Origin of the sequence: Mesorhizobium sp. WSM4983 (assembly GCF_029625765.1) — a bacterium.
Lineage (GTDB): Bacteria > Pseudomonadota > Alphaproteobacteria > Rhizobiales > Rhizobiaceae > Mesorhizobium.
Window position 1 is genome coordinate 22614 of the sequence record NZ_JARTVM010000016.1, and the last position, 24815, is coordinate 47428.

The 24815-nt window shown below is 62.2% G+C and carries 17 protein-coding genes and 4 pseudogenes; 13 read left to right on the forward strand and 8 right to left on the reverse strand.

What is annotated here, in order from left to right:
- The first annotated feature begins 402 nt into the window (after positions 1-402).
- Positions 403-1620: a cation:dicarboxylate symporter family transporter gene (locus tag P9254_RS27665; RefSeq protein ID WP_082826565.1), complete on the forward strand. Its 1218-nt coding sequence runs from the start codon at positions 403-405 to the stop codon at positions 1618-1620.
- Positions 1621-1626: 6 nt separating this feature from the next.
- On the opposite strand, the gene P9254_RS29170 is transcribed toward P9254_RS27665, so the two are convergent.
- On the reverse strand, positions 1627-2049 hold the full coding sequence (locus P9254_RS29170; RefSeq protein ID WP_063169242.1) for a hypothetical protein: 423 nt from the start codon (positions 2047-2049) through the stop codon (positions 1627-1629).
- Positions 2050-2808: 759 nt separating this feature from the next.
- Here P9254_RS29170 and P9254_RS27675 point away from each other — a divergent pair.
- Positions 2809-3810 (forward strand): ArdC family protein, encoded by a 1002-nt coding sequence (locus tag P9254_RS27675; RefSeq protein ID WP_063169241.1) that lies wholly within the window; start codon positions 2809-2811, stop codon positions 3808-3810.
- A 157-nt stretch (positions 3811-3967) separates the two neighbouring features.
- On the opposite strand, the gene groL is transcribed toward P9254_RS27675, so the two are convergent.
- From groL to P9254_RS27690, 3 genes and pseudogenes are all read right to left on the reverse strand, one after another.
- Positions 3968-5623, reverse strand: a complete 1656-nt coding sequence (gene groL, locus P9254_RS27680) for a chaperonin GroEL (RefSeq protein ID WP_063169240.1) — start codon at positions 5621-5623, stop codon at positions 3968-3970.
- 65 nt (positions 5624-5688) lie between these two features.
- Positions 5689-5982: pseudogene (gene groES / locus P9254_RS27685) on the reverse strand (co-chaperone GroES); the annotation flags it as partial.
- A gap of 62 nt (positions 5983-6044) precedes the next feature.
- Positions 6045-6392 carry a hypothetical protein gene (locus tag P9254_RS27690; protein WP_063169239.1) on the reverse strand — a complete coding sequence of 116 codons (348 nt, stop codon included), beginning with the start codon at positions 6390-6392 and terminating at the stop codon, positions 6045-6047.
- Positions 6393-7402: 1010 nt separating this feature from the next.
- Here P9254_RS27690 and P9254_RS27695 point away from each other — a divergent pair.
- From P9254_RS27695 to P9254_RS27725, 7 genes are all read left to right on the forward strand, one after another.
- On the forward strand, positions 7403-7726 hold the full coding sequence (locus P9254_RS27695) for a DUF736 domain-containing protein (RefSeq protein ID WP_024505644.1): 324 nt from the start codon (positions 7403-7405) through the stop codon (positions 7724-7726).
- A gap of 181 nt (positions 7727-7907) precedes the next feature.
- The gene (locus P9254_RS27700; protein WP_024505645.1) at positions 7908-8177 is read left to right on the forward strand and encodes a helix-turn-helix transcriptional regulator; all 270 of its coding nucleotides are present in this window, start codon (positions 7908-7910) and stop codon (positions 8175-8177) included.
- Entirely contained in the window at positions 8174-8722 is a 549-nt protein-coding gene (locus P9254_RS27705; protein WP_024505646.1) for a S26 family signal peptidase, read from the forward strand. Before P9254_RS27700 ends, P9254_RS27705 begins: the two co-directional genes overlap by 4 nt.
- Positions 8710-9393 (forward strand): lytic transglycosylase domain-containing protein, encoded by a 684-nt coding sequence (locus P9254_RS27710; protein ID WP_024505647.1) that lies wholly within the window; start codon positions 8710-8712, stop codon positions 9391-9393. The genes P9254_RS27705 and P9254_RS27710 overlap by 13 nt, the downstream gene beginning before the upstream one ends.
- 178 nt (positions 9394-9571) lie before the next feature.
- Positions 9572-11542, forward strand: coding sequence for a relaxase/mobilization nuclease RlxS (rlxS, locus tag P9254_RS27715; RefSeq protein WP_063169238.1), 1971 nt, complete (start codon positions 9572-9574; stop codon positions 11540-11542).
- Between the two features lie 355 nt (positions 11543-11897).
- Positions 11898-12884, forward strand: a complete 987-nt coding sequence (locus P9254_RS27720) for an AAA family ATPase (RefSeq protein ID WP_024505649.1) — start codon at positions 11898-11900, stop codon at positions 12882-12884.
- Between the two features lie 17 nt (positions 12885-12901).
- The gene (locus tag P9254_RS27725; protein WP_063169237.1) at positions 12902-15370 is read left to right on the forward strand and encodes a S8 family peptidase; all 2469 of its coding nucleotides are present in this window, start codon (positions 12902-12904) and stop codon (positions 15368-15370) included.
- 206 nt (positions 15371-15576) lie between these two features.
- Here P9254_RS27725 and P9254_RS27730 read toward each other — a convergent pair whose 3' ends face one another.
- The 4 genes from P9254_RS27730 to P9254_RS27745 are packed head-to-tail and all read right to left on the reverse strand — an operon-like array spanning position 15577 to position 18531.
- Positions 15577-17136 (reverse strand): E2 ligase fold family C protein, encoded by a 1560-nt coding sequence (locus P9254_RS27730; RefSeq protein ID WP_024505651.1) that lies wholly within the window; start codon positions 17134-17136, stop codon positions 15577-15579.
- Positions 17137-17139: 3 nt separating this feature from the next.
- The gene (locus P9254_RS27735; RefSeq protein WP_024505652.1) at positions 17140-17628 is read right to left on the reverse strand and encodes a Mov34/MPN/PAD-1 family protein; all 489 of its coding nucleotides are present in this window, start codon (positions 17626-17628) and stop codon (positions 17140-17142) included.
- Positions 17625-18242 (reverse strand): putative metal-binding protein, encoded by a 618-nt coding sequence (locus P9254_RS27740; RefSeq protein ID WP_024505653.1) that lies wholly within the window; start codon positions 18240-18242, stop codon positions 17625-17627. Before P9254_RS27740 ends, P9254_RS27735 begins: the two co-directional genes overlap by 4 nt.
- Positions 18235-18531: a DUF2604 domain-containing protein gene (locus P9254_RS27745; protein WP_024505654.1), complete on the reverse strand. Its 297-nt coding sequence runs from the start codon at positions 18529-18531 to the stop codon at positions 18235-18237. Before P9254_RS27745 ends, P9254_RS27740 begins: the two co-directional genes overlap by 8 nt.
- 902 nt (positions 18532-19433) lie before the next feature.
- On the opposite strand from P9254_RS27745, the pseudogene P9254_RS27750 reads away from it, so the two are divergent.
- From P9254_RS27750 to P9254_RS27765, 4 genes and pseudogenes are all read left to right on the forward strand, one after another.
- Positions 19434-20327 (forward strand): annotated as a pseudogene (locus P9254_RS27750) (terpene synthase family protein); the annotation flags it as partial.
- 88 nt (positions 20328-20415) lie between these two features.
- Positions 20416-21460, forward strand: a pseudogene (fni, locus tag P9254_RS27755) (type 2 isopentenyl-diphosphate Delta-isomerase).
- A gap of 86 nt (positions 21461-21546) precedes the next feature.
- Positions 21547-21778 (forward strand): annotated as a pseudogene (locus tag P9254_RS27760) (IS5/IS1182 family transposase); the annotation flags it as partial.
- A 667-nt stretch (positions 21779-22445) separates the two neighbouring features.
- Positions 22446-24752 carry a S9 family peptidase gene (locus P9254_RS27765; RefSeq protein WP_063169235.1) on the forward strand — a complete coding sequence of 769 codons (2307 nt, stop codon included), beginning with the start codon at positions 22446-22448 and terminating at the stop codon, positions 24750-24752.
- Positions 24753-24815: the final 63 nt, after the last annotated feature.

Below are 24815 nucleotides of genomic sequence, written 5' to 3' on the forward strand. Positions count from 1 at the left end.
TTGGGACAGCAGGGTGGAAGGGCTTGACCAACGCTGCCCCCGTTTTCCAAGAGGACCCGTCCTCGATTGAATCTTTCGAGCCCCGTGCAGCGCGCAGCCAAATGATGACCATCTGGACCCAGCTCGCAGACCGCAAGGCAAAGAGGGAACCTTCCAGGCAGCCAAGCTGCGTCGACGCAAAGAGCGGCCTTTGGAGTTCCCAGAATCGACCCTTCCATAGTTGCGACAGGCAACCACTGCACGAGTGTGGGAGAGCGAATCGCAAGCATTGCGTGAGGTCCTGCGCGTTTTCCCCTCTTGCTATTTGGCACATCGTTTGCGCCGAAGTGGGCGCAGCGTTCGACCGGAGCACTGCATGGGAGAGGGAGGAGCCCCACCCCGATCCGGTCAAGGAGAGAGACGGTGTTGGTTCCAAGAGTTCCCCGCGCGATCTTAGCGCCCCGCAAGCGCCATTTTGCCCGGACCTACGTGCAGGTACTTGCCGCCATAATCCTGGGTGCCGCAATCGGCTATTTCCATTTGGAGACCGGCCACAGCCTGAAGCCGCTCTGCGATGCCTTCGTCGATGTCGTCAAGATAATCACCGTACCTGTCATCTTCCTGACAATGGCGACCGGCATTGCCGGCATGAGCGATCTGCAGAAGGTCGGCCGAGTTGCCGCCAAGGCGATGGTTTATTTCCTTACCTTCTCGACGCTAGCACTCCTTGTCGGGCTGATTGTCGCGAATATCGTTCAGCCTGGCGCCGGCCTCAACATCGATCCGGCCTCGCTCGATGTCGAAGCCGTTAAGGGCTATGTGGCCACGGCTCACGAGCAGTCCGTGACCAGCTTCCTGATGAACATCATCCCGTCAACGATTGCCAGTGCCTTCGCGGAAGGCGACATCCTGCAAGTCTTGTTCCTCTCGGTCCTGTTCCTCTCGATCCTGTTCGGCGCGGTCTGCCGCTACAACGGCCGCTCGCTCTTCTCTCTCGTCCGATACATCAAGGACGAGCTGCTGCTCGCAATGTCCTCCTCAGAGGCCGCGCTGGCCTCGCTCATGGAGAAGATGGAAAAGGCCGGCGCCACGCATTCGGTCGTGGGTCTCATTCCATTCAATCTGGACGGCACGAATATGATGCTCGCCGCCCTTTTCATCGCCCAAGCGACGAAAACTGATCTCCCGATCGGCTGCCGGATCCTCATGCTGTTTGTCGCATTGTTCCCTTCGAACGGAACAACCCGCATTACCGGTGCAGGCCTCGTCACAATGGCTGCAACGCTCTTTCTTGTTCCGGCCGCACCGGTCACCTCCGTGGGGCTTATTCTTGGCGTCGATCAGCTTATGTCCGAATGCCACGCGCTGACGGTTTTTCTCCGCAGCGTAGCGGCAACGCTGGCTGTCACCCGGTCCGGGGCGAGCGGGATAAACGACGATTCGGGGAGCGCCTCACTAGCGGACCGTTCAGCGCTCTGGCGGTGGACGGTCAAGTCGCCCGGCGTGGTGAACACAATTCCCCGTGCGAACGACGCTCAGCTATTGGGGTGGACCCGATGGCGCAAAGCCGTATTTGAGAAACCGCCAGATCGCACCGGCACCTGTGCGCCTGTAGCAACTGCGGGGCACGATCAAAACTGACCCATTTTACACCAAAAAGGCGGCCGTTGCTGCCACGCCGTCCATGGATTGGAGACTCATGTCTAAGCCGACTGCCATCACTGTCGCAGCTCTTCTTTTACTCCTCGCCTTGCTGGCGAGCCAATATAGCGCGAACCTGCACCGGCAGGCGTGGTCGACCGACAGGCAAAAGTGGAGCGGCGCATTCGACAACGATCTCCTTCGCCAATCGCCGGCAACCCGCAAGGCGATGCCGTTCTGGTCATATTCAATGACTACCACAACTGTCCGCATTGCAGACTGGCTGATATCAACTACCAAAAAGCCTTCAAGCATGAGCCCAATCTGAAGCTTGTGATCAAACAGTTCCCGGTCCTGGGACCGGATTCCCAATTCCCAGCCTTCGCCGCACTCGCCTCGAGAAAACAGGGAAAGTTCGACGAATTCCACCGCGCCCTTATGATTTCCCCCAGTTGAAGGGTCACTCTCAAGATCGCAGCGCGTGTAGGCCTTGACGTTGAGCAGCTCAAGCGGGAATGCAAGATCCGGCCATCGCAGATGAAATGCGCGCGTCCGCGCACTCGCGAAAGGTCTGCACTTAGACGGTACGCCCGCGTTGGTGGTCGGCGATATAGTGGTCGCCGACCTTGTGGACATGGCCAGCTTGCAACGCTTGCATCGCCGATGCGCGCTCAAAGCGTGCTGGCTCTCGTGCGGGGCAGCATCTGTAGACCGGCCACGCTGTTGTTGCCGGAGCGTGCCGTTTGTGGCAGCTGGCTTTGCTGTCGCTCCTCGTAATCTTGTTGCGGTCATCCAGCTGCCGTGGGCGCCAACAACAATCCTGAGCGCCCGCGCCTGAAGTCGCTGGCCGGGTGCTCGTGAACCGAGCCCGCTTTTCTTCGGCAAGCTCAGGCGGTCTTGGCCCTGCGGCATCGCCCCCTGGCGCGGGGCAGCCTTCGGCTGCTGACGGTCGCCGGCCTGTCGGCCGGCGTCTTTCTATTGTGGCCTTCCCCCTGGCGCAGGGTGGGCAGCACTCCCTTCTAGGCCCGCCGCGGCGTCCCGCAACCCTTCGCTTGTCGCTTTCGGGTCCTCCACTCCGTTCCGGTCCTGCTGATGCAGTCCGCCTCCGACGGCGGGCCTTTCCGGTCGCTTTTGCCGCCCACCCCGCTTCCGGGGAGGGCGCGCGATTGTAGAGCGGAGGACATCACGATGCGTGCAAACAACAAACGTTGCGGCAGCCGACAGGCTGGCGCAGACAGCGGCGGGCGCACCGGCGCCAGCCTTTATCAGGAAATCACCGACCGCATCATTGCCGAACTGGAGCGCGGCACCGTGCCATGGGTCAAGCCGTGGGGCAGGGCAAGGACAGGCCTCGGCCTGCCGCGGAATGCGGCCACCCAGCGCCGATATTCCGGCATCAATATCCTGATCCTGTGGGGCGCGGTCATCGAGCGCGGTTTCCCCAGCCAGAACTGGCTCACCTTCCGGCAGGCGCTTTCGCTTGGCGGCAATGTCAGGAAGGGCGAGCACGGCACCACCATCGTTCACGCTGACCGCTTTGTTCCCAAGAACGAAAAGCAACGCGCCGACACCGATGGCGACGAACCGCAGGCGGTGCCCTTCCTGAAGCGCTTCACCGTCTTCAATGTCGCGCAGTGCGATAATCTGCCCGAACATCTTTACGCCGCCGGCGAGCCTCTGCCTGAGCGCGAGATGGTCCCGCAGGCCGAGGCGCTCATTCATGCAACCGGCGCTGATTTTCGCGTCGGCGGCGAGCGCGCCTTCTACATGCCCGGCAGCGACACCATACAGGTGCCGCCGCAGCCGGCTTTCTTCCACCAGATCGACTATTACCGGACCTGCTTTCACGAGCTTGGCCACTGGACCGGCCACCCGAGGCGACTCGCGCGCGACCTGTCCGGCTCCTTCGGGTCCAACACCTATGCGCGCGAGGAACTGGTCGCCGAAATCGCATCAGCCTTCATCTGCAGCAGTCTCGGCATCGAGCCGACCGTGCGCCATGCCGACTACATCGGCTCATGGCTGACGGTTTTGCGCGAGGACAACCGCGCCATCTTCCGCGCCGCAAGCCATGCCTCGAAAGCCGCCGATTTCCTGCTTGGCCGCAATGTCGATGTCGAAGGCGAGGCACATGCCGAAACCGCCTATGGGAGCGCGCAATCCTCACACGCGACCGCCTTGCGCCTCTGATGACGCAAAGCCGCGCGCAACCAACTCGACAGTTCTTTTGAGGTTGCCCTAACGCCGATGGCCGGCGTTGGCGTCGATCGTTCATCGGACCGAGGTTCGCAAAAAAAGAGGGCGGCATTGATGCCGCCCTCTCGTTGCGAAAGCTGCCAGAGCTGGATTAGAAATCCATGCCGCCCATGCCGCCCATGCCGCCGCCGCCCATGCCGCCAGGCATGCCGCCGCCAGCCGACTCCTTCTTCGGAGCCTCCGCGATCATGGCTTCGGTGGTGACCAGCAGGCCGGCGACCGAGGCCGCGTCCTGAAGAGCCGTACGGACAACCTTGACCGGATCGACGATACCCATGGCGATCATGTCGCCATACTCGCCGGTCTGGGCGTTGTAGCCGAAGGTCGCGCCCTTGTTCTCAAGGATCTTGCCGGCAACGATCGATGCTTCCGCACCGGCGTTGGCCGCGATCTGGCGGGCCGGAGCCTGCAGCGCACGACGCACGATGTTGATGCCGGCGGCCTGGTCGGCATTGACGCCGGTGGCCTTGATGTTGGCCGAAGCGCGCAGCAGCGCGACGCCACCACCAGCAACGATGCCTTCTTCGACGGCCGCGCGGGTCGCGTTGAGGGCGTCATCGACGCGGTCCTTCTTTTCCTTGACTTCGACTTCCGTCGCACCGCCGACGCGGATCACCGCAACGCCGCCGGCGAGCTTCGCCAGACGTTCCTGCAGCTTCTCCTTGTCGTAGTCCGAAGTGGTCTTTTCGATCTGCTGCTTGATCTGGGCAACGCGGCCCTGGATCTCGGCCTTCTTGCCGGCGCCGTCGACGATGGTGGTGTTCTCCTTGGAGATCGACACCTTCTTGGCGCGGCCGAGCATGTTGAGGCCGACGTTCTCGAGCTTGATGCCGAGGTCTTCCGAGATGACCTGGCCACCGGTGAGGATGGCGATGTCTTCCAGCATGGCCTTGCGGCGATCACCGAAGCCCGGCGCCTTGACGGCGGCGATCTTCAGGCCGCCACGCAGCTTGTTGACGACCAGCGTGGCCAGAGCCTCGCCTTCGACGTCTTCCGAGATGATGAGCAGCGGCTTCGAGGTCTGCACGACGGCTTCGAGAACCGGCAGCATGGCCTGGAGGTTGGACAGCTTCTTCTCGTGCAGGAGGATGTAGACGTCCTCGAGTTCGGCAACCATCTTGTCGGCGTTGGTGACGAAGTAGGGCGAGAGGTAGCCGCGGTCGAACTGCATGCCTTCGACGACTTCGAGTTCGGTCTCGGCGGTCTTGGCTTCCTCAACCGTGATGACGCCTTCGTTGCCGACCTTCTGCATCGCTTCGGCGATCATCTTGCCGACCGAAGCATCGCCGTTGCCGGCGATGGTGCCGACCTGGGCAACCTCTTCGGAGGTCTTGATCTTCTTGGCGTTCTTGATCAGGGTCGCAACGACGTCGGTTACCGCGAGGTCGATGCCGCGCTTCAGGTCCATCGGGTTCATGCCGGCGGCAACGGCCTTGTGGCCTTCCTGGACGATCGACTGCGCCAGAACGGTCGCGGTCGTGGTGCCGTCGCCAGCGATGTCGTTGGTCTTCGAAGCAACTTCGCGGACCATCTGCGCGCCCATGTTTTCGAACTTGTCCTCAAGCTCGATTTCCTTGGCGACGGTGACGCCGTCCTTGGTGATGCGCGGGGCGCCGAACGACTTGTCGATGACCACGTTGCGGCCCTTGGGGCCGAGCGTGACCTTCACCGCGTCAGCGAGGATGTTGACACCGCGCAGCATGCGCTCGCGGGCATCGCGGGAGAATTTTACGTCTTTGGCAGCCATTTTTAGCTCCTGGCAGGGGCTTCAATCGAGCCCGGGAATTCAGTTGACGAAAGGGCCTGATATGAGCCGATGATGCCCATGATGTCGGATTCCTTCATGATCAGAAGGTCTTCGCCATTGAGCTTGACTTCCGTGCCCGACCACTTGCTGAACAGGATGCGGTCGCCGGCCTTGACGTCCAGCGGGACCAGCTTGCCAGCTTCGTCACGAGCGCCGAAGCCGACAGCGATGATCTCGCCTTCCTGCGGCTTTTCCTTTGCCGTGTCGGGGATGATGATCCCGCCAGCGGTCTTGGATTCGGATTCGACCCGGCGAACGACCACGCGGTCATGCAGCGGGCGGAACTTCGACTTTGCCATTTTCGGATTTTTCCCTGGTGCGCTGTTGAGGGGTTTTTGTTAGCACTCGCGATGGACGAGTGCTAACGCGATAGTGAGGTAGGCTGTAAGCGGGCACTCGTCAAGACGGACGAGGGCAGGCGAGGAGCTCTGGCCCCCTCCCCGGTGGAACCCAACGCATACGCGGCATCCGCGTTGATGGCTGCGAGCCCCACATTTCCATTGAATTCGGCGTCATGACGCCAACTTGCTCGCGCCGCTTCCAAGTCGTCAGTCGTGCTGCCGTCAGCACGAACATAGGGCTGCGCTTCACTTCCCGTCGAAGCCGCGGCAAGCAGCGTCGCCGTCAGCACGCTCCTTTGCAGATGCTTGCCAAAGGTGGACAGTGAGCGCACCTGCGCCGGGCTGTTGGTGCGAACGTAAGACGTCATTGACAACTCCTTTTTGCAAGTCGAGCCCCTTCTCCACCTTCGGCCGCCGTCGACGCGAAGAAGTCCGCATCGCGTTGAAGACGAGCTGCGAAAAAGAGAAAGATGTGTTTGATGGCTGCGGCCCCAACGGTGCCTTCAGATTTGAGATCACTTCCGCCGCGAGCGGCTGAAGCTCCTCGCAACGTCAAATCGAATCTGCTGCCAAGCCTCCAGGAAAGGAGAGCATTGCTCATCTCGCGCTTGTGCATGCAGTCAACCTTCGATCCGTGTTGCCACATCAAGAGCAAATGCCGTGCCAAAGCTCACTGGGAAGTGAACGCATGGCTCTCCCTGAAAACCTCACAAATCCAGCATGGTCAATTGTGCGGAACCCGACATGCGTCTTCTGCCACTGTCAGCTTTCGGACAGGCATGACGCGTTTCGCGCCGACCACCGGTCGATCGGTTTTGGGGCCGGTCTGTTCGCCTCATAAGAGCGCGTTACATTGCGTAGCGGTTTCCCGAGCGCCGCCACATGACACTGGACCTGCAGGTAGCACCGGCTTCTCATCCAGCCTTACTTTGGCCCCCTCGCGTATCAAATTCCCGCTGGCGAGCCCTGCTTTCATAGATCGCACCATGCCGGATGTCTGCTCTGGCGCCCGACCCGCTGGCACGATCTCGATCCGGCATAAGGGCGCAGCATCTTTGCAGGCCGTTTCATCCCGGCGTCCTGCTTGGCTGACAGACCGCACTTGGCGAGCGGTCTCCATGCTCTCTCCAAGGACCATCCCTGCGGCTGGCTTGTCGACCTATGGGCGGGTCCGGCCGCCCGAAACCCTCGCGCCATCAGCTTTTTTCCCCGCCGCCTGCGGCGGCTTCCTCGCGCCGCTTCGCTCACAAAAAAGCTGCCCGCTCGGGTCCTTCACTGTCGCTGCGGCCCTGTCGGATTCAGGCGGTCCTGACGCGCCCATTACGGTGCGCCATCGCAGGGGATGGTCCCCGGCGAAACCACAAAAGGAGACTTCGAAATGACCGCGATCGGTTACGTCAACAAGCAGGAAAACGGCGCCTACAAGGGCCAGTTCAAGACGCTCAGCGTCCGCGCCGACATCGATATCGTCCCCAACCAGGCCAAGAGCGCCGATAACCATCCCGACTTCCGGGTGCTTACGCAAGGGGTCGAAGTCGGCGCTGGCTGGATCCGCACCGGCGAGACTTCCGGCAAGGATTATGTGAGCCTGTCGATTGCAGCGCCGGAGTTCGGACCGCGCAAGCTCTACGCCAATCTCGGCCGAGCCGCCGGCCAGGACGATCACGACACCTACGCCATCATCTGGAACCCGGCCGACTGACCGGCCGAGATAAGAGCCTCGCGCCGCAGCCCCGGCGCGGGGCTCATTCCCAGGAGTTCCACCCAAACCCCGTCCGCCCTAAAGGGCGGCGAAAACTCTCCCCCGACTCTTCGCCCGTCCCCGAGACGATCTCCCTCGCCCATCCTCGCCCTCGCTTGTCCGAAGCGAAACGAGGATCATCATGGACGACGAAAACGAACGCGCGGCCCGCGCGAAAAAGGGCAGCCCGTTTCTCAGCACAGCCCAAGCCGCCTTCTATATCGGGCTCTCCCAGCGCACGCTCGAAAAGATGCGGCTCAAGGGCGGCGGCCCGAAATTCCGCAAGCACGGCCGCTATGTCCGCTATCACATCGACGAACTCGACCATTGGTCGAAAGGACACCCGCAGCACTCCATCGCCGGCGATGGCAAGGCCGGTTCCGGCCAGGGCGGCACGGGAGGCCGTTCATGAGGCGGCGCCCTTCCATCCATCTGATCGGCAGCCGCCTGAGGCGTGTTCGAGCCCGTAAGACGGTCGCCTTGGCCGCGGCCGGTCTCGGTCTTTTGGGCTTCACGGCGCTGGGAAAGCCCGCCCCTTGGCTGGTCTGGAACGCCTCGGCCAGCGCGCCGATCGGCCTTTACCGCATCGCTGCGGGAGCGCTGGCGCGTGGCGATCTCGTGCTCGTGCGCCCGCCTGAATACGCGGCGTATCTCGCCGCCGAGCGCAGCTATCTGCCTCGCAATGTGCCGCTGGCAAAACGTCTTGCAGCGCTGCCGGACGATAATGTCTGCGCCTTCAATGACGCCATCATCATCGGCGGCGACATCGTCGCGCGCCGGCTCAAAATCGACGCCGAAGGCCGACCTTTGCCATGGTGGAACGGCTGCCGAGCGCTCGGGGATAACGAGGTTTTCCTGCTCGGCAGCGACAAAAACCGCTCCTTCGACAGCCGCTATTTCGGGCCTGTTCCCACTCAAAATGTCATCGGGAGGCTCGTACCACTATGGACCGAGTGACCCTCCTCTTGTTGGGCATGATCGCCATTGCGCCATGCGCCTGTTCCGCCTCGACCGGCGCTGAGCCGGTCGCCATCTCCCAAAGTCCGCAGCTGCGAAAGTGGCAGACGTTGGTATCGGAAGCAAGCCGGCGCTTCCATATTCCCCAAGCCTGGATCTATGCCGTCATGGCTGCCGAAAGCGGCGGCAAGACAATGCGCGGCGGCCGCCCCATCACCTCCCCCGCTGGCGCCATGGGCCTCATGCAGGTGATGCCCGGCACCTATGAAGAGATGCGGGTCGAACACGGCCTTGGGCCTAACCCCCACGATCCGCGCGACAATATCCTGGCCGGCACGGCCTATCTCAGTGCCATGTATGACCGCTTCGGATTTCCTGGCCTGTTTGGCGCCTACAATGCCGGTCCCGAGCGCTACGACGAGCATTTGAAGCGTGGCAAACCGCTGCCAGAAGAGACCGTCGAGTACCTCGACCAACTCAAGGCGGCCGGAGTTTCGGCGGCCGACATCGAGGCGTTCGAAAGCCAATCTGTCGCTCCAAAGGCGCAAATCGCTCCTCTCGGACGGTCGCTGTTCTTCATTCATGACGGTGTTCACTCAGGCGTGCGAAACGGCGATCTCTTCGTGCCGCTCGGCAAGGACGGCGCGCAGCCGAAGGAGCCGGTGCGTTAGCCATGGCGGACGGGGGCGCGTCTGGCGGGGCTGGGCGCGGAAGGCAAGATAAAGGTACCGCCTCCAGGAGGCGGTTAAATCTTTGTCTGCACATCGTTTTTCCGGGAGGCTGCCGCCGGTGCCAAGAGGGTTTGACGTGTAAGTGTCTGATTTTGCTTGATATGTCTGGGAGGCTCGCATTAAGGATGACGAGTTCAGGCCGAAGCTCGGCAAAATCGGGTCGCGCGGCTCGAAGGCCGGCAAACGCTATGCCGGCCAGGTTCGTGCGGCGATCAACCGGGCTGGCGGCCGGCCGCAACGCGGTGGTCGCTTCACAGGAAGCCGGACAGGGCGCGGCGGGGCGGCCGCCGCACTGCTGAAATCGCGCGACCGGTATGCCGCCTTCCGCCAGCGCCGGGTGATCGTCAAGGCGCGGGTCGTCAAGCTCGCCGGCAAGGGCGCGGACGGGGCGCGTGCCCATCTACGCTATCTTCAGCGCGACGGGGTCACCCGCGAAGGTGAACCTGGCGAGCTCTACGGCGCCGACAGCGGCCGCGTCGACGGCAAGGCGTTCATCGATCGCGCGGACGGCGACCGCCATCAGTTCCGCTTCATCGTCGCTGCCGAAGACGGCATCGAGTACGACGACCTCAAGGCGCTGACGCGGCGGCTCATGGCGCAGATGCAGGAAGACCTCGGCACGAAGCTCGACTGGGTCGCGGTCGATCATTTCAACACCGGCCACCCGCACAGCCACATCATCGTCCGTGGCAGGGACGACCGTGGCGAGAACCTGGTCATCGCGCGCGAATATATCTCATCTGGCATCCGCGAGCGGGCGGCCGAGCTGGTCAGCCTCGATCTCGGTCCGCGAACCGACCGCGAGATTGAGCTTCGCCTGCGCCGGGAAATGGAGCAGGAACGCTTCACCAGCATCGACCGTCGGCTGCTCAGCATGCGTGATGATGACGGCCTGGTCTCGCCGGGCGGTCCCGACGCCATTCGCCAGACGCTGCACCAGGGACGGCTGCGCAAGCTCGAGCGGATGGGTCTGGCCGCGGAGGTCGGCGCTGGCTCCTGGCGCCTCGACGATGAGCTCGAAGCCACGCTGCGCCGCACCGGCGAACGCGGCGACATCATCAAGACCATGCACCGCGAACTGACCGGCAAGGGGCTTGCCCGCAGGGCCGCCGACTGGGTGATCCACGATCGATCCGGCGAGCCCGTCCAGTCTCTCGTCGGTCGCGTTGTCGCGCGTGGACTGGCCGACGAGATCAATGACCGCCATTACATGATCGTCGACGCCGTCGACGGTAAGAGCCATTGGATCAACATCGGTAGAGGCGAGGCGATGGAAACGATGCCTAATGGCTGCATCGTGCGTGTCGCGCCAAGGAACACCGAGCCGAGGCAGGTCGATCGTACCATCGCCGAAATCGCCGCCGCGCATGGCGGCCGTTACGACGTCGATATGCACCTGAAGCATGACCCATCCGCCACCGAGAGCTTTGCGCGAACGCATGTGCGGCGGCTGGAGGCGATCCGCCGCGCGACCGGCGGCGTTGAGCGAGAGCCGAACGGCACCTGGCTCATCGCGCCGGACCATCTCGATCGCGTCGCGAATTATGAGGGCCAGCGGGCCAGGGCCGAGCCTGTCGTTGCCGACAAGCTCTCCTCAATGGCGCTGGAGCGACAGGTCAGCTTCAACGGCGCCACCTGGCTCGACCGGGAGCTGGTTGCCGATAGACCCGAGCCTTTGCACGGATCCGGCTTCGGCCGCGACGTGAGAGAGGCGCAAGCTCGCCGGCGGCAGTGGCTGATCGCGCAAGGCCTCGCGCATAAAGAACAGGATGGGATCGTCTATCGAGCCAACATGCTTTCGATCCTGCGCCAGCGAGAACTGAACCGTGTTGCTGGCCAACTGTCGGAGGAACTTGGCCTGCCCTATGCCGAAGCGCGATTCGGAGGACGAGTAGAGGGTACGCTCCGCCGCTCCGTCGAGCTTGCCAGCGGAAAATATGCCGTCGTTGAAAAGTCGCGCGAGTTCACGCTGGTGCCATGGCGGCCGGTGCTTGAGCGCCATGTGGGCAAGGAGGTCTCCGGTGTCGTGAGTGGGGAGGGGATTTCATGGACCGTCGGCCGGCAAAGGAGCGGACCTGGTGTTTCGTGAGATGGTGTACAGCTTTTTAGCCAGCGGCGCGGGCAGCCATGCGAGCCCGCGTAGACCTTATGGCCGCACGCCCGCAATCGGTCGCATGGACCTGCCAGGCGGGGCGGCTTTGGAGCGTTCGGACCCGACACGCTGCGTGAGTGGCCAGACTTCGAGCGCTCGAAGATGCGGACTGTTGTCTGCTGGCCGGCGTTATTCCGGCTGGCCTATGACCGCGGCGCAACAGTTCACCGCTGAAGTTGCCACGGGCGAACATCGACAAGAGAAAAAACACCATTGCGCGTTACAAATCGCCGTTGAAAGCGTTTAGGTTGCATGCGCTTCGCCAAGTAAACGGATACCCCAGAAGAGAGCCATGACCACGGCCCGCCATATCGTGACGCTGCTTAAAAGCCACATTGCCGGCGACGAGGATCGTTTCCTCTCTATCGCGATGCAGCTTGCTGCGCATGAGGCACGTCAAGGCCATGGCAAGCTTGCTCAGGAGCTCAAGGATCTGGTCGACGCAGCCAAGAGCAGGGACGCCCGGATTGCCAAGAGCAGTCGGCCGGTTCCCCTTTTTCAGCCAAAGGGCGAACTCGCAGGCCTCCTGCATGTGCGCTATCCGGACCTGCGACTGACGGACATGATTTTGCCGGACAGTCTGCGCTCGCGCCTGCACCGCGTGCTGGGAGAGCAGCGCCAACAAGCAAGCTTGCGCGAGCACGGGCTTGTTCCCCGTCGCAAACTGCTTCTGGTCGGCCCGCCAGGATCAGGCAAGACGATGACCGCATCGGCATTGGCCGGGGAGCTTCATCTGCCCCTTTTCATGATCGTCCTCGATGGTTTGATCACCAAGTTCATGGGAGAGACTGCCGGAAAGCTGCGGCTTGTTTTTGATGCAATGCAGGCGACGCGGGGCGTCTACTTCTTTGACGAATTCGATGCCATCGGCGCGCGTCGAGGCGAACGCCAGGATGTTGGCGAGATTCGGCGCGTGCTGAATTCGTTTCTGCAGTTTCTCGAGCAAGACGACAGCCACAGCCTGATTATTGCGGCAACAAATCATCCCGAGCTGCTCGACAGAGCTTTGTTCCGCCGTTTCGACGATGTCATCGAATACGCCGTGCCCGATCGGCCGATTATCGAGGCGCTGCTTCGGGCTCGACTCGACCGCTTCGACACCAGAGGGCTTGCCTGGAACGAGGCGATCTCTCAGGCAGAGAGACTGTCGCAGGCCGAGATCACCCGCGCGGCCGACGACGCTGCAAAAACCATCATATTGCGGGGGGGGAAGCGGATCACCTCGGAAGCGCTCATCGACGCTCTGAAGGAACGCCGGCAGGCTTCGCTGTCTGAGTAGCGACAGCACAGATCATAATGGCAGACGATTTTCCGCGCGACCGCGCCCATATCCACCTTCGCAACAACGGCATTCGGGAAGCCTATCGGCGGCCCAACCAACTTATACATGCACCGCCGCTGCCGGCGCGTGATCGGGCGTCGCATGCTGCGGCCTTGACGCAATCCATCGAACAAGCGGTCGAAAGTGCACGCCAGCAGATTGCGGCGCGTGACCCCCAGCTGTCGGTCGGCACGCCTGGCTTTTACCTCGAGATCGATCTGCCCATGTCCGGACGGGCGGCCCTCGACCAGTTGGCCGATCGTCGCCAGCACATGGAGCTGGTCGCCGTCCATGAGCCAACTCAACCCGGTGCTCCCATCACAGCGTCGGTGTTCCTGCCGCAAAGCGCGCAAGCCTATTATTTGCGGAAAGTCGAGGCGTATCGAGACGTTGACACTGACCGCGGCAGACCGCGCAACGAGCCGCTCGTCTCCCGCATGGAGACAGTCAGGCTGGCGACTGCACGATCGTTGTTTACCGACCACGACGACCTCTTCCCCCAGGCCGCTGACGAGCAGGTGTGGTGGGAAGTCTGGCTGCGCGACGGTCGCCGCGAGAACTTCGAGCACATTGCCGAAGCCCTGAACATCACTTTGCGCACGCATGCGGTCAGGTTTCCGGAGCGGGTGGTCATGCTGGCACTCGCCAGCACGGCAATGCTCGACCGCATGATTGCGCACAGCGATGTCGTCGCCGAGCTGCGGCGCGCGAAGGATACGCCGTCCTTCTTCATGGGCCTTGGCGGCGCGGAGCAAAGGGACTGGAGCGACGAGCTTCTCGGGCGCGTCAGACCGCCTCAATCCGATATTGCGGTCTGCATTCTCGACAGCGGCGTACGTCGCACCCACCCGTTGATCGAACCCGCACTTGCCGTTGAAGACTGGCACACCGTCAAACCGGCATGGGGCAGCGACGACACACCTGCGTGGAGCGGCCACGGGACGCGAATGGCAGGTGTCGGCCTGTACGGTGATCTGGTCCCGCTCCTGGTCGGAGGCGATCCAGTTCCATTGCCCTTTCGGCTGGAGAGTGTCCGTATCCTTCCGCCAGAAGACGAGGCAAACGATCCAGAACTCTATGGCTCGATCACCGCGGAAGCGATCGCCCGCGCCGAGGTGCAGGCGCCGGAGCGCCGCCGCGCGATCGCAATGGCTGTGACAAGCGCCAGTCCGGCGCGTGGAAGGCCCACATCGTGGTCTGCCGCTATCGACCAACTCTGTTTCGAAGAGGAGCAGCGACGCTTGATCGTTCTCTCTGCCGGCAACATCGGCGATGACCTCATGCCGGCCGAGCATTTGACGCGCAACGATCTGGAAGCAGTCGATGATCCTTCTCAGGCCTGGAATGCGCTGACGGTCGGCGCTTTCACAGAAAAGGTCGATATCATTGACACCGACTTTGCGGGCTACGCTCCGATCGCGCCGGTCGGCGAGCTCTCGCCGCGCAGTCGCACTTCGGTCGTTTGGGACAGGCAGTGGCCGGTGAAGCCCGAGGTCGTCTTCGAAGGCGGCAATCTCGCCCATGACGGTGTGTTGCCTGGCGAGCCGATCGACGATCTGCAGATATTGACCACTTTCTATCGACCCGAACTGCGCCACTTCACCACCCTCGGAGATACGAGCGCGGCAACGGCCCATGCCGCACGGATGGCGGGACTAATTCTATCAGCGCGCCCCGAGCTGTGGCCTGAAACGGTTCGCGCCCTGATCGTCCACTCGGCCGAATGGACTCCGGCGATGCGCGCACGCATCGATGCGTGCAACGGAGCGAAGGGCGAGATCCAGGCGCTCGTGCGGCGCTATGGTTACGGCGTGCCAGATCTTGGGCGCGCGCTTCTGTCAACGGTGAACGACCTCACGCTTATCGTTGAAGATGAGCTTCAGCCTTTCCAGCGCGAGGGCGGCGCGGCTGCCAAAACGCGTGACATGAAGCTGCATCGCCTGCCTTGGCCGAAGGAGCAGCTCGCGGCGCTCGGCGCTGCCCAGGTCGAGCTCCGCGTCACGCTGTCCTATTTCATCGAACCCAACCCCGGTGAACGCGGATGGACCCGCCGGCATCGTTACGCGTCCCATGGTCTTCGGTTCAGAGTAAAGTCAGCGACCGAGACAGTCGACGAATTCCGAGCCCGCATCAATCAGGCCGCTCGGGACGAGGAGGAAGGGGCGCCTGCTGGAGGCGGAGAAGAGTGGCTGCTCGGCACCTTCCGCGATCGCGGCTCGTTGCACGCCGATTTCTGGTCGGGCAGCGCCGCCGATCTCGCCGAGCGTGATGCGATCGGCGTGTTCCCGGTCGGGGGCTGGTGGAAGGAGAAGCCTTACCTGGAACGCGTCGACGCTCTGGCTCGGTACGCCCTGATTGTGACGATGCGGGCGCCTGGGGTCGATGTTGACATCTTCACACCCGTCGAAGCAGCCCTGACTGTCGAGACGTCGGTCGAGACCTGATGCAGCACTGTCCAAATCGGCCAACAACGGAGGTTTGACCAGCCTCTGGTGCCATGGCGGCTGGTGCTGGATCATCACGTCGGCAACAGGGATCATGCGCGGAGGACGATAGGCCGGCAAAGGAGCGGGCCAAGCGTGTGATAATGGCGCCCATGGTCACGCCCACAAGCCGCGCCCCCTGCGTCTACGGAGAGGTGCGCGTCTGTTTAGGCGGCCGAGACATCGCTTACCTGATCAACGCGCTCGCCGTATTTGCGCCTGTAAGCGGCAATGAAATCGTCGTCGCTACAGATGCAGCGGCCGCTGGAGTCCTTGGCCTTCGGATCGTGCAAGTGAGAGCCAAGGGGGCGCAGAAGATTCACCCGAGTGCTCGTCGTCGGGCTCATGGGAAACCCCGCACTATGTTTGACCAAATCCGCGGCAAGCATAATCCCGGCAAGCACCGACTGAAAGGCCATCGGAACCACAGTTCGAACGCGGCGACTTCCTTCGCTAAGCTGGAACACCAGACCGCCGCAGATAGCCTGCTGATAAAAGGAGCGCAGGGGCTGGCCGACAAACGGGGCTAGCGGTTCAAACGGCACAGCCATCGCTGTAGCCACGCGAACTACAAAGTCGTTGGGAACTCCGGCATTGGTCTGCAGGAGCGTTTTCACCTGCTCGTGTGCTTCCGGTATTCCGAGTTCCTCGGCAATCAGCTGGTGCTCGTCCTTGGATTTTCCGGATGGCAGGTACATGCAACAAAGGCAAGCCTGGCCGTCATCGAAACCATGCCGGGAGATACCGAGATCGTGCTCCTGCGTCCAAGCGTTTGCGATCCATCGCGGCAGTGCACCTTGGACAGCCAGACGGTCGGCGGCGGTGTCAAGCGCCACACCCACTTGGTCGAAGACCCAATTGCCCCGGCGCGCAACATATTCTGCCCACGTCAGAGGGTGCGCCTCGACCTCAAGGGCAGTCGATCTAAGGGCGGTGGCTGCAAGAACCGCTTTGGACATACCAATCTCCGCCTGGCCAGCCAATGCGTAGCGCTGCAGGTTTGAGAGTTCGATCGCTTCGTGATCGATTACATGCAGACGACCTTTGAGATCGGGTTGTCTCGCTAGCGCCCAAAGCGAGCCATGGCCTATCGCACCGAGCCCAACGAGGTGGGTTTCGCCAAGGTCGACTGGGAAGTCGATCGGGCCAGGCTCTCCGGCTTTGGTCTTGTCGTAGCTGCATAGCGAGAGGTCGATGGTTTCGTCCAACTCGGCGCCGGTCAACTGGGCAGCGAAGATAGTTCGAAAGACGTTGGCGGCGCCGAAGCAACTGGCGGCGCCAGCTCCATAAGGCAGCAGACTTGGGCCAGAGCCCACCGGGTCCGTACGCGACAGCTTTGCCGCCCAACCGTCCGATCCCACGAAAAAGATCGGGCACCGGAGTGATGGGCGCGTTACCCCTGCAACGACGCAGACGGTGGCAGACTTGCCGGAACGCCGGATGCCGACTTTTGGATTGATCGACTTTGCCAAGCGCTCCAGCGCTTGGGCTTGAGAGCTCGCCGCGCTGTCCAGCGGGAGTATCGCCAGAACCGGGTAGAGCCTAGCGAGCAATCTCACCGCAAGATCTAGTGTCGCCTGGCCTTCGGCGCAGGAAGCGGCCTGATGGTCGAAGGCGACTGCCACGACCTGCTTTTCAAGAGCTGCTTTGAAGTCTCCCAGATGAAAATCGGCCAGGACCTGAGATGCCGCCGTGGCGGCGCGATCGATGAAGTTAGCGAATGCCATTGTTCAACTCGATATCATGATCATTCGCGACAGTGCCGCGGGAGGGAGCGCATTCCATTTGGCCTTTTCGTCAAGCCGATAGGCGGCGACCCGAGCAAAATCGAAAGGCTCGCGGGCGAAATTCGGCACTACCAGCGACAGACACCCAACCGTGGTAGCAACCGCATAAGCGTCGTCCGTCGTCGAATGGTAGGCGCGGCCCGGATGGCTGTGAATCTGGGCCAAGAGTTTCAGGCCGCTTTTGTAGAGCCAGACATTGAGCCGGTGCAGTTCTTCGGCCGCAACGATCACGCAAACGCCATCGTTTGTCCGAATGTGACGCTGCGCCGGGATAACCGTCTCTGTTACGGCAAAGTGCCGCTCTTGCTGAACGCCGACCCAGAGCGCCATCCCCTCATTGCCCTCGCGACCAACTGAGCGCAGATGCCCATGCGTGGTCGAGATGCAGCCGCGCGGGAGAGTCACGATCGTTACATCTCTCAAACCAGTCATTCTTGTATCGCCTGAGGGGATACCACCATTCCTACGATTGTCGGTTGGAGTTGAATCTGCAACTGCTCTATAGGAACGATTCCGTACTTGATGATCTTGTCCAGGATGAAGGCCAAACAGCCTTCGCCAGAACCCCGATGAAGCAGCCATGGATCACCTGAATGGGCTGGATTGTCGTGGTATTCCCGGACGCCCGCCATGCACAGGAATGGTTCGTCCTCGGGACTGTTGGCCTGGATGAAGTCCGTCAGCGGCACGGCGTTCTGCTGGATGAGAGCTCCTATCATCTCCGGCGGCGTTCCGGGCAGCGGCGGACGTCTAAGCATTTTCAGGTATAGATCTTTCCGGGCAATCGGATGACGCGTAAACGGATCGACGAAGACCACGGACGGTGGTCTTAAGTCGTAGTCGGTGAAGTCGACCTCGCTCGCTGCGCTGACCACCCGTGGCTTTAACTTGGGGCTGGCGAAAATGAAGAAAGCGCGCGGAAAGGTCGCCTCGATCAAGAAGCAGCCCTGAGCCCGATAGACATCAGCATATGGCCGGAACCGGCCGATCTCCCGATCAAACTTCGCTCGGGAGACCTCCGGATCCACACTTTGGTGTTTAGGCACCTGCGACGCCCGCCTTCAGGCTGAGGAACAGGGTCACAGTATTCGGGAAACCGAAGTCGCCAAGCTTCTTGTCGACATCGAGCAAGTTGCCGGCCTCATCCTTGAATTCCCAATTCTCGGCTGGTTGGGCGACATTCTGCGTGTTCTCAAGGGCTTTGGTACGAATGACGTGAAGCGGCTGGTTGGGATTGGCTTCGACCTGCGTGGGCTGGCCGTTCACCACCACCGTGATCTCGATCTTGCCCGGTCCGCCGCCGTGATTATCGCCCTTACCCGAATCCTTCGACATTGTCCTACTCCTGTGGCTTGCCAACCGCCCCACGCCCTGGCGCCCACCTGCGAGTGAGACCGGCGGTCTTCAATCGTTCACCCGGCGCCACGGCCGCGAGTACGCGAAAGACAGGGGATAAGCTACCGAATCGGTGCTTGCCTTCTTTTATGGGTGACTTGAGCCGCAAGTAAATGGTCTCAAATTGCTCCTCACAACTATAATCGATTAGAGCAATGCAAAAATATTGGCGACACGCCTATTCATCTGCTCTCTCACTCGCCTGCTCCGTGCTTGGCAAGGGGAGCTTTGACTGCGTCACGCGTCCCCCAAGCAGCCGATTGCGCCGGCAGCGCCGTAGGAACCGTCGTTCAGAGTCTTCACCACTCAAGCAGCCGCATGGATGCAGCCGACGCTCGTCTCCACAAACAGCGCAAGTGGTGCCTTGTTGGATAAGGTCGCCTCGTCCCTGGTGCAGCATCTGTCGGAACGGGTCCGCTGCGAGACCATGCCTCATCATCGCGCATGCGCAGCAGCCGGCGGTCGATGCTCGTAAGGCGTTCTGCTCATTTCGTGGCGAAGGCGCTGCTCGACTCGCGGACATATGCGGGCACCGAGGCGGAGGCTGACCAGTCGGCGCCGCGTTCGCGGATGTCGCTTGCAATGTGCTCGCGTGCGTTTGCCGCCGGCGACCTTGCCGTCCTCGCCTGCTATGGCGAGCCGGCGCAAGCGGATTGCTCGATACTGCCGGCGAGGCTGCGGGCCGGTCCTAACGGCCGTTCACAAGAGCTTGCATCAGCAACTGGCAATCGGATCGATAACTTCGCGATCGCCGTTATGGCGCGGAGATGCGGTCTCGCCGGGTTGTGGCTGGCGCTTCGTTGTGGGCGGCGCGTCGTAGCCGAGGGAGCAGGGGCGGCGCCATGATCCAGACCGAACGCGCGCTGCAGCAGGTGCTTGAGTGGGGGCGTGCCCTGACCGGTTTCGCGGATGAGCATGCTGAGGAAGCGGTAAGGGGCGGCCAGTATATCCTGCAACGCATTCACCCGAGCCTGCGCGACACCAGCGCCCGCACCGGCCGCGATCCGCAGGACGAAACGCTGATCGTGGCGTTCTATCGCGAACTGGCGCTGCTGTTCTGGCTAGACGATTGCAACGACGTTGGCCTGATCGCGCCGGAGCAGCTCGCCGCCCTGGAGCAGGCGCTGGGGCACGGCGTACCGTGCGTGCTCTCCGGATTCGAGGGCTGCGCTCAGCTGCGCGCTTCGCTGGCTGCGCTCGCTTACGATCGTCACGACTATGCTCGGCTTCTCGACTATACCCGGTGCTACTGCGCGGCGCTGCGCGCCGGACACGCGCAGGCGGCAGGGGCGCGACGCTGGTCTTACGCCGAGTACCTGCACAACGGCATCGATTCGATCGCTTACGGGACCGTGTTCTGTTGCCTGTCGCTGCTGTGGGGGCTGGACATGGCGACCTTGCGCGCGCGTCCAGCGTTTCGCCAGGTCCTGCGGCTCATCTCAGTGATAGGGCGCCTGCAGAACGATCTGCATGGACGCGACAAGGACAGGTCGGCCGGCGATAACGCGGCGATCCTGCTTCTGCAGCGCTATCCGGCTATGCCTGTGGTTGAGTTCCTCAACGACGAGTTGGCCGGCCATACGCGCATGCTGCACCGGGTGATGGCGGAAGAATGCTTTCCCGCGCCGTGGGGACCGTTGATCGAGGCGATGGCGGCGATCCGCGCGCAGTACTACCAGACTTCGACCAGCCGCTATCGCAGCGACGCTGCAGGGGGAGGCCAGCGTGCGTCGGCCTGGACGCGCCGGAGGCGGCGGCTTGGGCGCGCTGCCGTCGGTTCGATCCGACGCAACGCCGTCGCCCGCTGCTACGGATGGAGCGAGCATGAGCGACACCGCCCTGAGCCGGGGAAGGACGAACATCTGGACATCGTGCTGGATCGGCGAACGGCGCCGGCCACGGTGGCCGCTGGCTGGGAGTACATCCATCTCGAACACTGCGCACTGCCCGAGTTGGACCTGACGCAGATCGACCTGCGCGCCTCGCTGCTGGGCAAGGCTATGCGCGCGCCGCTGCTGATCAGCTCTATGGCCGGCGGCATGCCACGGGCCGAGGCCATCAACCGGCATTTGAGCGAGGCAGCGCAAGCCTTGGGGATCGCCATGTGCGGTTCGCAGCGTGTGAGCCTGCAATCCCGCAACTCCCAGGGGCTAACGCGCGCGCTGCGCCGCCTGGCGCCAGACATTCCCTTGCTGGCCAATATCGGCGCCGCGCAACTGCGGGAGGCCGACGGCCTGGACCTGGCGCGTCGCGCGGTGGACGCGCTGGAGGCCGATGGGCTCATCGTCCATCTCAATCCGCTGCAGGAAGCGGTACAGCCGGAGGGCGACCGCGAACTGGCGCGGCGTCCTGGCGCTGATCGCTGGCGCCGCGCGCATCGTGGGCGTGCCGATGGTGGCCAAGGAAGTGGGGGCGGGCCTGTCCGCCTCGGTGCCTGTGCGCTCGTCGAGGCGGGCGTGGCGGTAATCGATGTCGCCGGCGCCGGCGGCACCAGTTGGGCCGCAGTGGAGGGCGAGCGCGCCCGCAATGCCGCCGACCGTGCAGTGGCGATGTCATTCGCCGATTGGGGGATTCCACCCTGACCAGCGTGCAGGCGGTGCGTCGGGCGCTGCCAACGGTGAAGCTGATCGCGTCGGGCGGGATCCGCGATGGCGTCGACGTGGCCAAGGCCATCCGCCTGGGCGCGGACATCGCCGGGCAGGCGGCCAGCGTGCTGGGCGCGGCGACAGTGTCCACCGGGGCCGTTGTCGCGCATTTCGAGATCGTCATCCGCCAGTTGGCCGTCGCCTGCTTCTGCACGGGCTCGGCTGATCTGGCGGCGTTGCGTCAGGCGCGCTTGTTGCCCTCGTCGCATTTGTCCGCCGGTTGATGTCGGCGTCGTCCGCACGCTAACAGCAGGCTGCTGAAATACCTACGCCAAAGACAGACTATTGATCCCCCTGGCGAGACGGCTCGATTGACGGGAGCGATGTGTTCATGGAGCAGCTGTTCACGATGAAGCGGTTGGAAGATTTCGTTCCAGCCGGTCATCCTGGTGCCCGCACCGGCTGATGATCAATGGAGCGCTGGTGCGGCTAGACGGCATCCTTTCCGGCATGTACGCCTGCAGTGCCAAAGGCGGTCGCCCCAGCGTTGCGCCGGAGAAATTGCTGCGGGCCGTGTGTTGCAGGTGTTCTACAGCGTCCGTCGGAATTGATGCAGCAGGTGCTGCTGTGGCAAGGCCAAGACCCGGGAATGCCGTCAGCTTTGATCAGGCGCTTCGGGCCGTCGGAAACGCGCGAAGAGTCCGGCTTTCGAAAAAGGCCGAACGCCTCAGATAAAGCCAGAACTCCTTGGGTCACCATCAAACCAATTTGACGCCCCGGGACAATTTCGTCCGGCATTGTCCGGTGTGCGACGATGTTGGGGATGCGACATAGGCGGATTGCCGTGTATTTAAACCGCTTTTCCTTTGGCACGCATATTGCGCCCTATCGGTAAACCTCGTCATGGGCCGGCGGCAATCGCTCGGAGATTGTCGAAATAGCACAATGATTTCTGCCGGGGTGACATCCGGCCCGACTAGAGCAGGACCTTTCAGATGATGCAGAAAAGCAAGCGGCCATACTCGCGGGGAAATAGTCGCGTCAGGGCTGCATGGACGCTCTTTCCTGGTTGTTTCGGCGGCGGACGCCAACTCTTCAATCGGCACCCGAACCAGTGCCTGGATGTCCAAGGAGCGCCCCTGTTGCGCGTGCCTGGCTGCACCCGCGTGCTGGCTCTCCTCCAAGGCGACGCTTCGGCGCTGCTGCAGACCGGCGACGAGAACCCAACTTCAAAATTAGCATTCCGAAAACCGAAAGAAGTGAACAGGTATGTCCAGGATCGGCGCTTTGACGCGCGCCGCATGGCGATCGGCAACTCAGACGCTGGCCAAGGGTTCGAAAAGTTTACACCCGACGCTAGCGCCGGCCGATTTCAAGCGCGCACTTACGATCAACGATCGATATGGCGGGCTCACTGTCAATGTCCCCAAAATGCCTTTCTGGCTGACCGGGGGTGAAGCCTTCGTCTACCGCCGGACTAGCCACGGCGAGCAGCAGTTCATGCAGGTCGATGCTGCCACGGGTTTCAAGCGGCCCGCTTTCGATCAGGCGCGTCTGGCGGCAGCGCTAAACAAGGTGAGCCATGAGAGCTATCAAGCCGGCAATCTTCCGTTCGACCGTTTCGAACTGAGTGAGGATGGTCGCAGGCTCGACTTCCAGATTGAAGACACCCGGTGGAGCTGCGACCTTGCAAGCTATGACTGTACCAGCACCACATTCGATGCAAGGAAAGGGGACCGTAGGGAGCTCAGCCACCGCTACACGCCGCCAGCGGAGAACAACCCCGACAAGAGCAACGCGTCGCCCGACGGCAAATGGATCGCCTATATCAAGAACTGCAACGTTTTCCTGCGCAGCGAGGACGGATTGCAGGATGTTCCTCTGAGCCGGGACGGAGCCGAAGGCAATTGCTACGTCTTTTCGACGCTGAGCTGGTCGCCGGACTCGCGCCACCTCGCCGCTTACCTTGTTCGCCCCGGCTATAGGCGAGAGGTCCGCTACCTCAATTCTTCGACGGACCAGTTGGAGCGGGAATATTCAACAAAATTCTATCCCAGGCCGGGCGATGTCCTTCCGCTGCCCCAGCCAGTCCTGTTCGACATTGCCGGCCGGCGCCAGATCGTGATTGACGGTGCCCTCTTCTCGAACGTCTTCGAACTTTCCCCTCTCCGGTGGTGGGCGGACAGCCGCGGCTTCACTTTCGAATATAACCAGCGCGGGCATCAGCTTTATCGCCTGGTCGAGGTAGACGCCGCCTCGGGCCGCGGGCGCTCCCTGATCGATGAGACCAGCGAGACATTCGTTGATTATTTGCCGCTGGGGCATGGCCAGGAGGATGCCGGAAAAATCTTCCGTTACGATGTCGATGACGGGAAGGAGATCATCTGGGCATCAGAGCGCGACGGGTATGAGCATTTGTATCTTTTCAACGGCCGGACAGGCGCGCTCGAAAACCAGATCACGCGAGGTGAGTGGGTCGTCCGGAGGGTCAACCATGTCGATCCGGTCAAGCGTCAGATCTGGTTCGAGGCGAGCGGGATGAACTCGCAGGAGGACCCCTATTGGGTCCATGCTTACCGCATCGGCTTTGACGGCAAGGGACTGACTGCACTGACGCCCGAACCGGCCAACCACCATATCGAGTTCTCGCCTGACAGGCGCTATTATGTCGATCTCTGGTCACGCATCGATCTGCCCCCGCGCATGGCACTCTACCGCGCCAGCGACAATGCCAAGCTCCAGCAGATCGAGACGGCCGACATTTCTGAGCTCGTCGCCGCAGGCTGGCAGCCGCCGCTCAGTTTCCATTCCAAGGGGCGCGACGGCAAAACTGACATCTGGGGCGTGCTCCACCTGCCAGCCAACTTCGACCCGACGAAGAAATACCCGGTTGTGGAGAATATCTATGCTGGACCCCACGGCTCCTTCGTCCCAAAATCCTTCTCGCGGTGGACAGAGCCGCTCACGCAGCTGGGCTTCGTCGTTGCTCAGATCGACGGCATGGGCACCAACAACCGCTCCCGCGCCTTCCATGATGTTGCTTGGAAGAATCTGAAGGACGCAGGATTTCCCGATCGCATTCTGTGGCACAAGGCGGCGGCCGCGCAATATCCATGGTACGACATATCCAACGTCGGCATTTTTGGCGCATCCGCCGGCGGCCAGAGTGCAGTCAGCGCGCTGCTCTTTCACCCCGATTTCTACAAGGTCGCCGTCGCCAAAAACGGCTGCTTCGACAACAGGATAGACAAGACCTGGTGGAACGAACTTTGGATGGGGTGGCCGGTCGGCATTGAATATTCGCAATCCTCCGCCGTTGACAATGCTCACAGGCTGCAGGGCAAGCTGATGATCGCGGTCGGCGAAATGGATGATAATGTCGATCCGTTTTGCTCGTTCCAGCTTGCCGATCGACTCATCAAGGCAGGAAAAGATTTTGACATGGTCTACGTTCCTGGTGCCAATCACCATACTCTAGGCACCTACACCGAGCGCAAACTCCTAGACTTCTTCGTTCGCAACATTCTCGGTCAGACCCCGCCCGACTGGAACACCAAACCGATCGAGCTGGAATAGCTTGTGGCTCTTGCAATTGTTAGCTCGCCTTATCAGCTGTAATCAGGGCGAGGCGCGAGCAAA

Bases quoted from the DNA above. Each gene is read 5' to 3' on its own strand.
- P9254_RS27730 (WP_024505651.1), bottom strand. From the start codon at position 17,136: ATGGCATTCGCTAACTTCATCGATCGCGCCGCCACGGCGGCATCTCAG.
- P9254_RS27675 (WP_063169241.1), top strand. From the start codon at position 2,809: ATGCGTGCAAACAACAAACGTTGCGGCAGCCGACAGGCTGGCGCAGAC.
- P9254_RS27745 (WP_024505654.1), bottom strand. From the start codon at position 18,531: ATGTCGAAGGATTCGGGTAAGGGCGATAATCACGGCGGCGGACCGGGC.
- P9254_RS27765 (WP_063169235.1), top strand. From the start codon at position 22,446: ATGTCCAGGATCGGCGCTTTGACGCGCGCCGCATGGCGATCGGCAACT.
- P9254_RS27735 (WP_024505652.1), bottom strand. From the start codon at position 17,628: ATGACTGGTTTGAGAGATGTAACGATCGTGACTCTCCCGCGCGGCTGC.
- P9254_RS27705 (WP_024505646.1), top strand. From the start codon at position 8,174: ATGAGGCGGCGCCCTTCCATCCATCTGATCGGCAGCCGCCTGAGGCGT.
- P9254_RS27690 (WP_063169239.1), bottom strand. From the start codon at position 6,392: ATGACGTCTTACGTTCGCACCAACAGCCCGGCGCAGGTGCGCTCACTG.
- P9254_RS27725 (WP_063169237.1), top strand. From the start codon at position 12,902: ATGGCAGACGATTTTCCGCGCGACCGCGCCCATATCCACCTTCGCAAC.
- P9254_RS27720 (WP_024505649.1), top strand. From the start codon at position 11,898: ATGACCACGGCCCGCCATATCGTGACGCTGCTTAAAAGCCACATTGCC.
- P9254_RS27700 (WP_024505645.1), top strand. From the start codon at position 7,908: ATGGACGACGAAAACGAACGCGCGGCCCGCGCGAAAAAGGGCAGCCCG.
- groL (WP_063169240.1), bottom strand. From the start codon at position 5,623: ATGGCTGCCAAAGACGTAAAATTCTCCCGCGATGCCCGCGAGCGCATG.
- P9254_RS27695 (WP_024505644.1), top strand. From the start codon at position 7,403: ATGACCGCGATCGGTTACGTCAACAAGCAGGAAAACGGCGCCTACAAG.
- P9254_RS27710 (WP_024505647.1), top strand. From the start codon at position 8,710: ATGGACCGAGTGACCCTCCTCTTGTTGGGCATGATCGCCATTGCGCCA.